This is a genomic window from Cupriavidus basilensis (genome assembly GCF_029335485.1).
GTDB lineage: Bacteria > Pseudomonadota > Gammaproteobacteria > Burkholderiales > Burkholderiaceae > Cupriavidus > Cupriavidus basilensis_E.
On record NZ_JARJLM010000031.1, the window covers coordinates 1 to 12,270 of the forward strand.

Below are 12,270 nucleotides of genomic sequence, written 5' to 3' on the forward strand. Positions count from 1 at the left end.
ACCGCGGTCAACAACGTGGCGATCAGCAAGAGCTTCGAATGGTTCGAGAACAACGTGATCTACCACGTGCCGCAGGGCTTCCCGGGCGTCGGTCGCCGCGTCTACCCGGGCTTCCTGCAGCACACCGGCTTCGTCGCGATGAATCCGGACCGCCACGTGAGCAGCCACTACGACTACTTCAAGGACCTGATCAAGGGGGACGACGCCAGCGCCGAGGCCCACCGCAAGTTCTATGATGAGTACAACGCCGTGCTGGACATGGATGCGAACTACTACCTTGACACTATCCGCACGGTGTTCCAGGAATTCAATCTCGTGCACGGCACCTGGGACGTCAAGAACCCTGAAGGCGTGCTGGAGCGCGTGCGTCCGCAGGACATCCATTCGACCGCGCTCTTGACCGTCGAAGGTGAGCTGGACGACATCTCAGGCTCCGGCCAAACCCGCGCCGCGCATGAGCTTTGTACCGGTATCAGCCAGCCTCACCAGCGACACTACGAAGTCGAGGGTGCGGGCCACTACGGCATCTTCAGCGGGCGTCGGTGGCGTGAGCAGGTTTATCCCGAGGTACGGGCGTTCATCGCAGCGAGAGAGCAACGCGGCGCGAAGAGTGGACTGAGCGATGTCTAGCACGGGCGCTCCAAGCTGGCTTGCGCCGCGGAGCATTGCGATGTACGAGGTCCGTGCCGGCCTGCTCCGGGCACCGACGACAGGCATCGGGAAGGACGCTTCACCAAGCTGCTAGCCGAGGGCTTCACGCCGATCCATTTGGGCTTGCCGAAGGACGTGGGGGGCGCGGCGCCCACGCCCGGCGCCGCCGATCTGCCCTTCACGACCGATGCGGGCATGCAGGTCGATGGCGGCACGCAGGTCCACCCGTACTGAACTCATCGCGAAAGCGGACACCATGCGTCGATCCATTGCCACCGTGTCGCTCAGCGGTACGCTGCGTCAGAAGCTCGAGGCCATTGCGGCTGCGGGCTTCGACGGCATCGAGCTGTTCGAGAACGACTTCATCAACTTCAACGGCACGGCCGCCGAGCTGCGCCGCATCACCGAAGACCTCGGCCTTTCGATCGAACGGTACCAGCCGTTCCTTTTGAGATCGTGCAACGTGCTGACTCTTACGACGCCTATGGCGCGACCAACGCGCCGGCACGGATGGCCGCCCAGGCGCAGAGGTAGTCTCTCTTTATAGGGAGACATTGGATGAAACACACGAAGCCTGCGGTATTCGCCGTCGTCGCCCGCTAAACCTCGATCAGCAGACTCTCAAATCAAAAATACTGGAGACCACAATGGCAGACACCTCGGACCACGAGCCCCACGCAAGACAACAGACCAAGAAGGCTACTGCCAGCGGATGGATCGGCTCGGCGCTGGAGTATTATGATTTCTTCATCTACGCCACTGCGGCATCGCTGATCTTCCCACAGATCTTCTTTCCCAAGACGGATCCCAAGGTCGCCATCATCGCGTCATTGGCGACCTACGGCGTGGGCTATGTCGCGCGCCCGATCGGTGCCTTCTTCCTCGGGCATTGGGGTGACACGCATGGGCGCAAGCAGGTGCTGATCCTGTGCATGTTCCTGATGGGTTTTTCGACGGTGGCCGTCGGGCTGTTGCCGACCTACGACCAGGTCGGTCTGCTCGCCCCGGCGCTTCTTGTCTTGCTGCGACTGGTCCAGGGCTTCGCCGTGGCCGGAGAGATATCCGGCGCCAGCTCAATGATTCTCGAGCATGCGCCGTTTGGCCGGCGCGGCTTCTACGCCAGCTTCACATTGCAGGGTGTACAAGCGGGACAGATTCTCGCCGCAGCGGTCTTCCTGCCGCTCGCCCACTACATGCCCACGGAGGCGTTCAACGCCTGGGGCTGGCGTATCCCCTTCCTGCTCAGCTTCATTGTCATCATCGCGGGTTACATCATCCGCCGCGAGGTCCACGAGACACCTGCATTCGCCGAAGAGGGAGCACACGGCGCGGTCCCGAAGGCGCCGGTTATCCAGGCCGTTACGGAAAGCTGGAAGGACATGCTGCGCGTGATGTGCTGCTCGCTGATGAACGTCATTCCGGTGGTCACGACGATTTTCGGAGCGGCTTACGCCGTCCAGCCAGGCTATGGCATCGGATTCGAGAAGGACGTTTACCTGTGGATCCCCGTCATGGGCAATATCGTCGCGGTGTTCGTCATCCCGTTTGTCGGCAACCTGTCGGACAAGATCGGCCGCAGGCCGCCGATCATCATCGGTGCGCTCGCTTCGGGGTTGCTGTCGTTCGGCTATCTCTATGCCATCAGCATTCACAACGTGCCGCTGGCTATCGTGGCGTCCCTGTTGATGTGGGGAGTTCTCTATCAAGGTTACAACGCCATTTTCCCGAGCTTCTATCCCGAAATGTTCCCAACGCGCACCCGCGTCTCGGGCATGGCCATTTCGCAAAACCTCGGCACCCTCGCCACGGCTCTGCTGCCGGCGCTGTTCGTCGCTGTCGCTCCGCCCGGTGCAGTCAACATCCCGATGACCATCGGGGCGATCACCCTGGGCGTGACAGTCGTCGCGGCTATCGCAGCCTGGACCGCCAGGGAGACCTATCGGATCCATATGAACGACCTGGGCAATCCCAGCGCGGCTCCTGTGCCTAAACAGGAGTACGAACGGCTTCGGGAGCAGGCTGTGGTCGACGCGAGGGCGGGTAAGGCATCTGCCTGAGCCGCAGCTTGCGCCGTGGACTACACCCGGTTGCGAGGCGCCTGGATTGCCCTGAACAGCGCAGCAGCCTTCGCCAACAGCGGAAATACATTTGGAAATGGAAATCGGCTTGGCACGATGGTCGGCATCCGCCATAAGTTCTGGGTTTTGCGCTGCCGCGCCGACTTCAGTGGGGAGGAGTCGGCGCGAATCTGTCGCCTTCTCGCCTGAGGGCGCGGAAGCCGACATGGCCATCACCGCGCGGCGGCGAAGCACCTCTGCGGGTCTAGATCAATAGCCTGGCCGAACGCAGCAGACATACAGAACACATAGGAGTTAGGCAATGCGACAGGACATCAGGGAAGCCATCAATCAGAACGCCATGAGCTCATTCCAGATCACGGCGGTCGCAATCTGTATCGTGCTCAACATGTTGGACGGATTCGACGTGCTAGCAATGGCATTCACCGCCTCACACATCTCTTCGGACTGGCACCTGAGCGGCAAGGAGATCGGCATGCTGCTGAGCGCCGGATTGTTCGGCATGGCTGCAGGGTCACTCTTGCTCGCACCCCAGGCCGACCGGTTCGGGCGCCGCCCGATCATCCTGTTCTGTCTGGGGACGATCTCGTTTGGGATGCTGTTGTCGACGTTCACGCAATCGGTGCTCCAGCTCGCGGCGATGCGGGCAATGACTGGTATCGGGATTGGCGGCATGCTGGCGAGCATCAATGTCATCACCGGGGAGTATGCTTCGAACAAGTGGCGCAGTACTGCCATCGTCCTACAGGCAACCGGCTATCCCGTCGGGGCGACGATCGGTGGCGTGATCGCCGGCGTGCTGTTGACGCATTATGGCTGGCGCAGTGTGTTCGTATTCGGTGCGCTGGTGACGCTGGCCATGGTCCCGATTGTGATGGCCCGTCTGCCCGAGTCGCTCGACTTCTTGATTGCCAAGCGCCCTCGGGAGGCGCTCGGCAAAGTAAACAAGCTGCTGCAGGCAATGGGGCGCGAGCCTATCCAAGCACTGCCATCCGTCGCCGCTGCAGCCACGGAGCCCGGAAGCGGCTTGGCCGGCCTGTTCTCGAGAGGGCTCGCGGTGCAAACCGCGATGATCTGGGCGTCATTTTTTCTGGTGATGTTCACCTTCTACTTTGTCCTCAGCTGGACCCCGAAGCTGCTGGTAGCCGCAGGCATGTCGGCGCAACAAGGGCTCACCGGCGGCGTGCTACTGAACGTGGGAGGCATCGTAGGTGGCACGATGTTCGGCTTCCTGTCGTCTCGCATCGGGCTCAAGCCGCTGTTGTGGGCCTGTTTTGTTCTAACCTCCGCATTGCTCGTGTGCTTCGGTATGTTTGCCAATACACTTGCCATTGCGTTTGCCGTCGCAATATTGATTGGTGGCGGCATCTTTGGATGCATGGTTGGCCTGTATGCCTACGCACCGATCCTCTATCGTGCCGAGACTCGTGCCACAGGCATGGGCTGGTCGATTGGTATGGGCCGCTTCGGCGCAGTGCTCTCACCAATGGTTGCAGGCGCACTGGTGGATGCCGGCTGGCCGACCGCCAATCTCTACTACGCGTTCGCTGTGCCACTGCTTGCGGCCATAGCAAGTGTTGGCCTGCTTGGCAATTCGGGGGCGAACGCCGTGCCGCAGGCACGCTCCACACCTTAGTGATGGGTCGCTTCCGCTAGTTTGAACCACAATGACATGCTGCAAAGCGTTCGGCGAGTCCCCATCGGTAACGCGCCGTTTTGCCAGACGCCGATGCAGCGTCAAGCAGAAGGCCGTTCCGGGCGAACGCCGCAGCTATCAGGTACTTTTCTCGCTAGATCGACGATCGTCATAACGCTCTCGCATGAAGCCTTCAATAGGGCATGTCCAGTAACGGCGGCCACGGCACCGGGCCCCGATCGCGTCGCGCAACTTAGTCTCAGTCAAAGCGAGTTCCGCCGTTACAAAGGGGCTGCGCCTAGCCGGCTTTCTTGCGATGGTGCTTTCCCGCAGTGCTCGCTTGTGCCAACTCCCTGAGAATATCCAGCAGCGTGCTACTCAGTTCGTTTGGTGCCACCGCGCTGCGGAGCAGGATTCCCACCGGTTCCGCGCTTCCAGTCGTCGGTAGCGGCAGCTTCACCAGCCAGCCGTGATCGACGTCGTCCTGCGCGACGCGCTCCGGCGTAATCCACACCGTATCCGAGCGCAGCGCCAGCAGGCGGGCGACCGAGGTCGATAGCGTCTCCGTGCAGGCCGCCGGTAAGCGCAGCCCGTGCGACTGGAACATAGTCTCGGTGTGATGCCGTGGCACGGTGCCGGTAGTCGCTACGACCAATGGATACGCGAGCACGGATTGCAGTGAGGCTCCGCCGCCGGGTTCCGCCAGGAGGGGATGGTGTGGCCTCACCACCACCGCCAGGGACTCGGCGTACAACAACTCGAACGAGAGCCCCTGCATCATCGAAGGCTCGGCCATGCGTCCCACCACGAAATCCAGTTCCCCAGCCTTGAGCGCCGTCAGCAGCTCCGCGTTGGTTCCCGTGCGCAACCGGACTCCGGCGTGCGGCCGCTGCGCATGCAGGCGGGAAATGGCTTGGGGAAGCAGGCCGCTAGCCACCGTCGGGAGTGCCCCGAGTTGGACGACCACAGTGGCCGGAGCCTGGGCGCCAGCCAGCGCAGCGACGGCGGATTCCAGCGCGTGCGAGACGCCAACCGCGTGGCGCAGGAAGTGCTCGCCGGCCGGCGTCAGTGTCGCGCCTTGGCGGCCGCGTTCCACCAAGCGTGCACCGGCAAGGGCCTCCAATTCAACCAGAGTTTTCGAGACGGCCGGCTGACTCAGATGAAGCCGCTCTGCAGCGCGGCGCAGGTTGCGTTCCTGCGCGATGGCGAGGAAACAGCTCACATGCCGGAAACGGATGCGAGAGGAGACCTGACGCTCCGCCGAGACGATTGTGGGTGTGTGCCCATCGGCGTTCGATTTCATAACGTATGGTTATCGATTTAGTGATAACAAGTCAATTTACTGCACTTTATCTCAAATATAAAGTGTGGATGTCGCTGCATCACTGTCGGTGCAGCCACTTGATAGGGTTCACAGGAGACAAGCCCATGCAAATCCCAGCCGCTCCCACCAGCCGCGTGGCCCACGGGGAATTCGCGCAGCGCGATACCACGCAGCAGCCTCCGGCCTGCACGCCGATCTACAAGACCAGCGTGCTGCGCTCGCCGCGCAATGCACTGATTTCCACGGTCAACACCCTGTCGGAGATCACCGGCCCGGTGTTCCTGCCGCAGGAACTCGGCCCCCTGGATAACGACCTGATCATGAACTTTGCCAAGGGTGGCCTGCCCATCGGTGAACGCGTCATCGTTCATGGATTCGTGCGCGACGAATTCGGCCGTCCGGTGAGGAATGCCCTGGTCGAGGTCTGGCAGGCCAATGCCGGCGGCCGCTATCGCCACAAGAACGACAAGTACATCGCGCCCATCGACCCGAACTTTGGGGGCTGCGGGCGCATGCTGACCGATGACAACGGCTACTACATCTATCGCACCATCAAGCCGGGCCCGTATCCCTGGCGCAACCGCATCAACGAATGGCGGCCTTCGCATATCCACTATTCGCTGAGCGGAGATGGCTGGGCACAGCGCCTGATTACGCAGATGTACTTCGAGGGCGATCCGCTGATCGCACAGTGTCCCATCCTGAAGACCATCCCCAGCGAGGAGCAGATCCGCGGCTTGATCGCCCTGCAGGACACAGCCAACCACGTGCCGCTGGACAGCCGGTGCTACCGCTTCGACATTACGCTGCGCGGCCGCCGCGCCACTCATTTTGAAAACCAGTTGCAGGGAGCCAAGTGATGACGCCGCATCTGCCTTCTTCCATCGTCCACTATCCGGAAACCGCTTCCCAGACGGGCGGCCCATATGTCCATATCGGCCTGGCGCCAAAGCAGGCCGGTTTCGAGATCTTCGAGCACAACTTCGGCAGCGTCTTGGTCACGCCCGAAACACGTGGCGAACGCATCCACATTGAAGGTCGCGTATTCGATGGCTCCGGCTCACTGGTGCGTGACGTCCTGGTCGAGATCTGGCAAGCCAATGCCGAGGGCAAGTATGCGCACCCTGGCGACCTGCAGGACAAGGCCGTTGATCCGACCTTCCGAGGCTGGGGGCGGACAGGCGCTGATTTCGAGACCGGGGTCTATGCCTTTGAGACGATCAAGCCCGGCTCTGCGGCTGGCCGTGGTGGCGCGGTACAGGCGCCACATATCTGCATGGTGCTGTTCGCCCGTGGCATCAATATGGGTCTGCACACCCGACTGTATTTCAGCGATGAGGCCGATGCGAATGGCCATGACCCGGTCCTCAATGGCATCGAATGGGAGGTACGCCGCAAGACTCTGGTGGCACAGCGCGGCGAGCGGGACGGCAAGGTAATTTACACCTTCGATATCCGTTTGCAAGACACGCCAGACGGCGGCGAGGAAACGGTCTTCTTCGACATCTGAAGTTGGCAGGGCCACAAAGCAAAGCAGCCAGGCTTGCCCTGGCTGTCTTCTATGGACGGCTACCCGCCGTATCAGCACTTGTGGCGCACAAGGGCAATCACATCTAGCCGCGTGGAATTGCCAAAACGGATTGCGCTTGTTGTTGAAATTGGCCGGGCTGTTTCAGCAGCGGCGCACGTTGAAGCAGATTCACGCGGATCTGTGTGCATTCGGAGTCGTCGGATCCTATGATCGGTGGCTGCCTTTGCGCGTCGTTAGTGCCAGGAGCTCATCGTCTTTTTCGCTGATTTCGGCTGTGACGCGAGGCCCGTGCGATGACGGCAGCTAGGATGTCCCACAGCATCTGTGCGGGCATACTCAGAGTCATATCGCGGCGACGCGCGAGGAACAGCTCGCGCTCGATGCGCGGCGCCACCAGCGAGATTGCCCTCAGCCCTTTTAGTTGCGACGCGAGCAGGCCCGGCAGGACGGCGATGAAGTGTCCGTGATTTAGATATCCCATCATGGAGGACAAATGGTCGACTTCATTAAACCAGGGCAGCGCAATTCCTGCCTTGTGGAGAACGGGATCGATCTCCTGCCGAGTCGAGCTGGTTGGCTTGAAGGCGAGCACGCGATGCCCCGGCAACTCGTCCCATCGCAAGGTCGCGCGCCGCGCCAGTGGATGATTCTCTGGCAATACCAGCATGAAGGCATCTGTGGCAACCGGTTGCGTTACAAGGTCGCTGTTGGGTTCCCACAGCGTGGTGACGCCAAATTCCACCTCCCTCCCAAGCACCATTGACCTGACACGTGATCCGGCATCGTCCCGCAGGCATACCTGCACATCCGGGGCGCTTCTGTGGAATTCCACGACCGCGGCGGAGAACAGTGAGTGAGCCACGGACGCCATACACCCGACTGTGACCTTCCCGGCCAGGCCCCGGGCGATCCGGGAAGCTTCCTGCAAGCTCTCCTCGAGCGACTCAAGCAAGGGTCGCACTCGTTCCAGCAGCAGCTCGCCCAAGGGCGTCAGAGTCATGCTTCTTGTGGTTCTTTCAACCAAGCGCCCCCCTAAGGCCGCTTCCAGTTTGGCTACCCGCCTGCTTAGCGCAGAGGGGGTGATGGAAAGGGCATCGGCCGCACGATTGAAGCTTCCCAGGCGGGCCAACTCGTGCAATGCGCGCAGGTCGTGCAGGTCGTAATTGATTCTCATAAAGCAATAATCATCGAATATTTTGCAATTGACTACATTATGGCCGATCAGGAAGATGGCGCTACCACAACCTCTGGTCTGGGTATGACATCGTCTTGCGTGACCCTTCGTTCTATCGGCAGCTACTTTGTCGGCGGTAGCAATCACAGACTGGAGGGGCTTCCCGTGCAATGCCGACGGATGGTGCTCGGAGGTGAGCCTCGCCGTGTTGACCCGAATGGTGACCATGTCGCAGGTCAGATGTACGTGCAGGCTTTTCGTCTTGCCCTGCCCCGTTCGCCGCTGCCGGTTCTGCTTTGGCATGGCGGCGGCATGACGGGAAGCAGCTGGGAAAGCACGCCGGACGGACGGTGCGGCTGGCTCTGGCGTTTCCTGAGTGCGGGCTACGACGTACTCGTTTCGGACGCCGTAGAGCGGGGGCGGTCGTCCTGGGCAATGTATCCCCAAATCTATGCGGAACCGCCGATGTTCCGGAGCAAGGAGGAGGCCTGGCGGATGTTTCGCATCGGTCCTCCCGGTGGGTACGTAAGCGATCCTGCACATCGGCAGGTGTATCCGGGTCAACAGTTCCCGACGGACTTCTTTGACGAGTTTGCCAAGCAGTGGGTGCCGCGTTGGGCCGACCACGAGGACATGACCCTGAGCGCCTACAGCGCCCTGGCGGAGAGGACCGGCCCCTGCATTGTGGTGGCGCACAGTCAGGGTGCGGGTTTCGCGGTTGCGGTAGCACAGAGGCACCCCGACATCGTACGTGCCGTCATCGCCATTGAGCCCGGCGGCATGCCGGAGACGCGTGGCGGGTCCCTTCCGCCTCACCTGATCGTGTGGGGCGATCACTTCCGGCAACCAGATCCTGTCTGGCAGGGCTACCGCGCGTTGGCGGACAACTATGCTGCCCATGGAAACAGATTGCCAAGCAATTGCTTCGAGACCCTGATTCTGCCGCTGGCGGGGTATCGAGGTAACTCGCATTTCCCGATGCTCGATCGCAATAGCGATGCGATAGCTGACCTGCTGCTCGAGTGGCTCCGGAAGCAGTCCCTTTGAATCGCTCATGATATCTAAGCAAAGGCCATGATCATAAGACGGTTTGCCCGAGTCGCCGCGGCATGTACCTTGACACTGCTCGCGATACAAAACGCGTTCGCAGAGGACGCCTTTCCGTCCAGGACGATCAAGTTGGTGGTTTCCTATGGTGCCGGAGGCTCTCTGGATGCGATGGCGCGCGTGCTTGCCACTGAGCTTGGGAAGCTTGTTGAGCAGCCTGTAGTGGTGGAGAACATTGCTGGTGCAGGTGGCACGCTAGGCGTCAGACGAGTCGTGGACGCGGCGCCCGATGGATACACGCTTCTGATGGGAGTGACGTCGGATGTCGCGCTAGCGCCATCATCCAATCCGACCGTGAAGTATAGGGCGGGAGACCTGCAAGCAGTCGCCAAGGTCGGCACGAGTGGCATCGTAATGATAGGACGGCCCGGGCTCACCGCAAATACGCTGGCTGAGTTGATCGGTCTCGCTCGAAGTCAGCCTGGGACGTTGCGCTATGGCACCTCGGGAGCCGGTTCCTTGCAGCATTTGGCAATGGAAACACTGAAGCTCAAGACGGGCGTCAACATTCCGTTCATACCATACAAGAGCGCAACACAGGTAGTGGCCGATGTGATCGGCGGCCACCTCGATCTGGGCGTCGTTGGGCTGCCGGCCGTGTTGCCTCATATCTCGGGAGGCAAGGTAAAGGCGTTTGCCATTCTCAGTCGTCAGAGGGATGCGGGTAACAGGAATATTCCGGCGGCCGCGGAGATGCCTGCACTTCAGGCGCTCGACTTTAACCTGTGGACAGGCATCTTTGCACCGAGGGGAACACCCACTCTCATTGTCGACAAGCTAAATGCCAGCATCGCAGCTGCGCTCAGTCGTCCGGAGCTTGTCGAGAAGTATTCGCAGATGGGGGTTGAGATCGCCGCGCCGGCTACGTCTCAGCAGTTTTCGCAGTATGTGGCTGCGGAAGAACGAAAGCTTAGAGTGGCATATGAGAGAAGTGGAATCAAGGAGCACTAGCTGGGCGCGGGCAGGCGCAAGCGCGGCTGCGAGCGACCATTTGGCGGAAAGCTATGCTTGAAAAGCCAGAGATATATGCCGAGATGTTCATTGCGAGCGACGCGGAGGATTTTGCAACGCGTCTTCGACCGATCTGGGGAAACGTTGCGATCGACTCGGGGAGCGAAGATCATCTTGACGTGCGGCTGGCGTCCAGTCTCGCTGGGGGCGCGGTGACGCATCGAATCCAGACGACAACCGGCGTTCAATTCCGATTTGACAGGCAGTTCGACGGCTACGCGCTGGTGGTGCTCCATGAAGGCGGCCTGCGGGCCAGGGTTGGGCAACAGGATCGCGCCTGGTCGGCAGGCGCTTGCGCAGTTCTGGATGCGACACAGGTCAGCCAATGGCAGTGGCAGGCCGGCAGCTACGACATGCTGCTGGTCTCGGCGGGCGATATCGCGCAGCGGCTTTCGAGCCTGCTGGAAGCACCCATGATGCGCCCTTTGATGTTCCAGGCCGAGGTCTCCCCGGAGTCGGACGGGGTGAGATTGGGCCGCGCCGTGATGCAGATGATGCAATTGTGCTTTGGCGATGACAGATCCAGGGTAACGGCGATGGCCACGGCGGCCAGCATACGTGACGTTGCCGTGGGGGCCTTCCTGGAGGGCTTGCCGCACAATTACTCCGACAGGCTGGTAGTCAAGGCGACAGGACCATCACCACGGCACGTAAGATCCGCGATTGAGTTCATCCATGCCTATGCGCGGGACAGCATTCTCGTCGAGGATATTGCCAAGGCCGCCGGCGTCAGCGTGCGCGCCCTGCAGGTGGGATTCGCCACGTTCAAGAGCACCACGCCAATGGCGTACTTAAAGCGGGTTAGGCTGGAGGGCGTGCGCAATGAACTCCTGCATAGCGATGATGCGTCGGTTGCCGAAGTCGCGATGCGCTGGGGGTTCAAGCAGCTCGGCATGTTCGCCAAGGTGTATCGCGATGCGTTCGGCGAGCTGCCGTCGCAGACACGTCGGATTGCGAAGAGGGAATAGGGAAGGCTTCAGTCCTGCCGTCGAGGTACACCCACGCGCCGACCGGCATGAAAAAGGAGGTGATCCGCCACATGGAGATATGGAGGTGGCGGGTCGCCTGCCCGTCAACTGCGGGAGATCAACTCCGCAGGCCGAATACTAGGCAGCCGTACCCAGATAACTATCCATCTCCTGGATGGGTAAAAAAATATCTGCGTTAATCATGGATATTATGCGTTATTGGGATACTACGGAGCCGATCCAGATGGTGCATCGGTTTGTCCGAGAATCGCTGCGCAGACGACAATATGCTGTGGCTGTCGAGTTGGATTTTGCCCTCCTGGGCGGTCAGTTCGCGTGTCCCTCTGAGCATCCTGCGGAGTTCTACGCTGTGGTGCGCGACTTTTGATCCGTCTCATTCGCGAGCCGGCTAAGAGGAGCCGAAGAGGGGGCACCACTTTAGTAGTTGCGGGATACCCAAAGGAATTTCCATGCTCTATCAACTCTACGAAACGCAGCGCTCGCTGGCGGAGCCGGTGACCGACCTCGCTCGAGTCGTCTCCAAGCTCTATGCTCAAGGTGCCGTCTTCGGACAGTTGCCTTTGGCACAGCGCCTCGCGGCGGGATACGATCTTCTCTACCGCCTGGGCAAGGGCTACGAGAAGCCCGAGTTCGGCATCCAGTCCGTGATGGTGGCCAACGCCAATGTGGTGATCCAGGAAGCGGTCGAGATCGAGAAGCCGTTCTGCCAGTTGCGCCGCTTTAAGCGATTCACCGACGACCCGGACACCCTGCGCATGCTCAAGGACCA

At 60.9% G+C, this 12,270-nt stretch carries 9 protein-coding genes and 3 pseudogenes; 10 read left to right on the plus strand and 2 right to left on the minus strand.

The annotated features are described in order from the left end of the window. The 4 genes and pseudogenes from P3W85_RS01930 to P3W85_RS01945 all read left to right on the plus strand — a co-directional run. A pseudogene (locus P3W85_RS01930) lies at positions 1 to 630 on the plus strand (polyhydroxyalkanoate depolymerase); the annotation flags it as partial. 277 nt (positions 631 to 907) lie between these two features. Next, positions 908 to 1,096, plus strand: a pseudogene (locus tag P3W85_RS01935) (4-hydroxyphenylpyruvate dioxygenase); the annotation flags it as partial. A gap of 202 nt (positions 1,097 to 1,298) precedes the next feature. Beyond that, positions 1,299 to 2,708 carry an MFS transporter gene (locus P3W85_RS01940; RefSeq protein ID WP_276263523.1) on the plus strand — a complete coding sequence of 470 codons (1,410 nt, stop codon included), beginning with the start codon at positions 1,299 to 1,301 and terminating at the stop codon, positions 2,706 to 2,708. Between the two features lie 322 nt (positions 2,709 to 3,030). Beyond that, entirely contained in the window at positions 3,031 to 4,365 is a 1,335-nt protein-coding gene (locus tag P3W85_RS01945) for an MFS transporter (RefSeq protein ID WP_276263524.1), read from the plus strand. A gap of 298 nt (positions 4,366 to 4,663) precedes the next feature. Here P3W85_RS01945 and P3W85_RS01950 read toward each other — a convergent pair whose 3' ends face one another. Beyond that, a complete protein-coding gene (locus P3W85_RS01950) occupies positions 4,664 to 5,668 on the minus strand; it encodes a LysR substrate-binding domain-containing protein (RefSeq protein WP_276263525.1) in 1,005 nt (334 codons plus the stop codon). Between the two features lie 125 nt (positions 5,669 to 5,793). Here P3W85_RS01950 and pcaH point away from each other — a divergent pair, with 125 nt between their 5' ends. Beyond that, positions 5,794 to 6,549 (plus strand): protocatechuate 3,4-dioxygenase subunit beta, encoded by a 756-nt coding sequence (pcaH, locus tag P3W85_RS01955; RefSeq protein WP_276263526.1) that lies wholly within the window; start codon positions 5,794 to 5,796, stop codon positions 6,547 to 6,549. Continuing rightward, positions 6,549 to 7,199 carry a protocatechuate 3,4-dioxygenase subunit alpha gene (gene pcaG, locus P3W85_RS01960; protein ID WP_276263527.1) on the plus strand — a complete coding sequence of 217 codons (651 nt, stop codon included), beginning with the start codon at positions 6,549 to 6,551 and terminating at the stop codon, positions 7,197 to 7,199. The genes pcaH and pcaG overlap by 1 nt, the downstream gene beginning before the upstream one ends. Before the next feature lie 268 nt (positions 7,200 to 7,467). On the opposite strand, the gene P3W85_RS01965 is transcribed toward pcaG, so the two are convergent. Further along, entirely contained in the window at positions 7,468 to 8,697 is a 1,230-nt protein-coding gene (locus P3W85_RS01965; protein ID WP_276263528.1) for a LysR family transcriptional regulator, read from the minus strand. Positions 8,698 to 8,706: 9 nt separating this feature from the next. On the opposite strand from P3W85_RS01965, the gene P3W85_RS01970 reads away from it, so the two are divergent. The 4 genes and pseudogenes from P3W85_RS01970 to P3W85_RS01985 all read left to right on the plus strand — a co-directional run. Further along, positions 8,707 to 9,441, plus strand: a complete 735-nt coding sequence (locus tag P3W85_RS01970) for an alpha/beta fold hydrolase (protein WP_346430225.1) — start codon at positions 8,707 to 8,709, stop codon at positions 9,439 to 9,441. Between the two features lie 69 nt (positions 9,442 to 9,510). Then, positions 9,511 to 10,452, plus strand: a complete 942-nt coding sequence (locus tag P3W85_RS01975) for a Bug family tripartite tricarboxylate transporter substrate binding protein (RefSeq protein WP_276263529.1) — start codon at positions 9,511 to 9,513, stop codon at positions 10,450 to 10,452. Positions 10,453 to 10,505: 53 nt separating this feature from the next. After that, a complete protein-coding gene (locus P3W85_RS01980; RefSeq protein ID WP_276263530.1) occupies positions 10,506 to 11,480 on the plus strand; it encodes an AraC family transcriptional regulator in 975 nt (324 codons plus the stop codon). A 470-nt stretch (positions 11,481 to 11,950) separates the two neighbouring features. Continuing rightward, a pseudogene (locus P3W85_RS01985) lies at positions 11,951 to 12,270 on the plus strand (polyhydroxyalkanoate depolymerase); the annotation flags it as partial.

What these genes read in the sequence shown, in the direction of transcription:
- P3W85_RS01940 (WP_276263523.1), top strand. Translation starts at nt 1,299, where the DNA reads ATGGCAGACACCTCGGACCACGAGCCCCACGCAAGACAACAGACCAAG.
- P3W85_RS01945 (WP_276263524.1), top strand. Translation starts at nt 3,031, where the DNA reads ATGCGACAGGACATCAGGGAAGCCATCAATCAGAACGCCATGAGCTCA.
- P3W85_RS01950 (WP_276263525.1), bottom strand. Translation starts at nt 5,668, where the DNA reads ATGAAATCGAACGCCGATGGGCACACACCCACAATCGTCTCGGCGGAG.
- pcaH (WP_276263526.1), top strand. Translation starts at nt 5,794, where the DNA reads ATGCAAATCCCAGCCGCTCCCACCAGCCGCGTGGCCCACGGGGAATTC.
- pcaG (WP_276263527.1), top strand. Translation starts at nt 6,549, where the DNA reads ATGACGCCGCATCTGCCTTCTTCCATCGTCCACTATCCGGAAACCGCT.
- P3W85_RS01965 (WP_276263528.1), bottom strand. Translation starts at nt 8,697, where the DNA reads ATGCCAAAGCAGAACCGGCAGCGGCGAACGGGGCAGGGCAAGACGAAA.
- P3W85_RS01970 (WP_346430225.1), top strand. Translation starts at nt 8,707, where the DNA reads ATGACGGGAAGCAGCTGGGAAAGCACGCCGGACGGACGGTGCGGCTGG.
- P3W85_RS01980 (WP_276263530.1), top strand. Translation starts at nt 10,506, where the DNA reads ATGCTTGAAAAGCCAGAGATATATGCCGAGATGTTCATTGCGAGCGAC.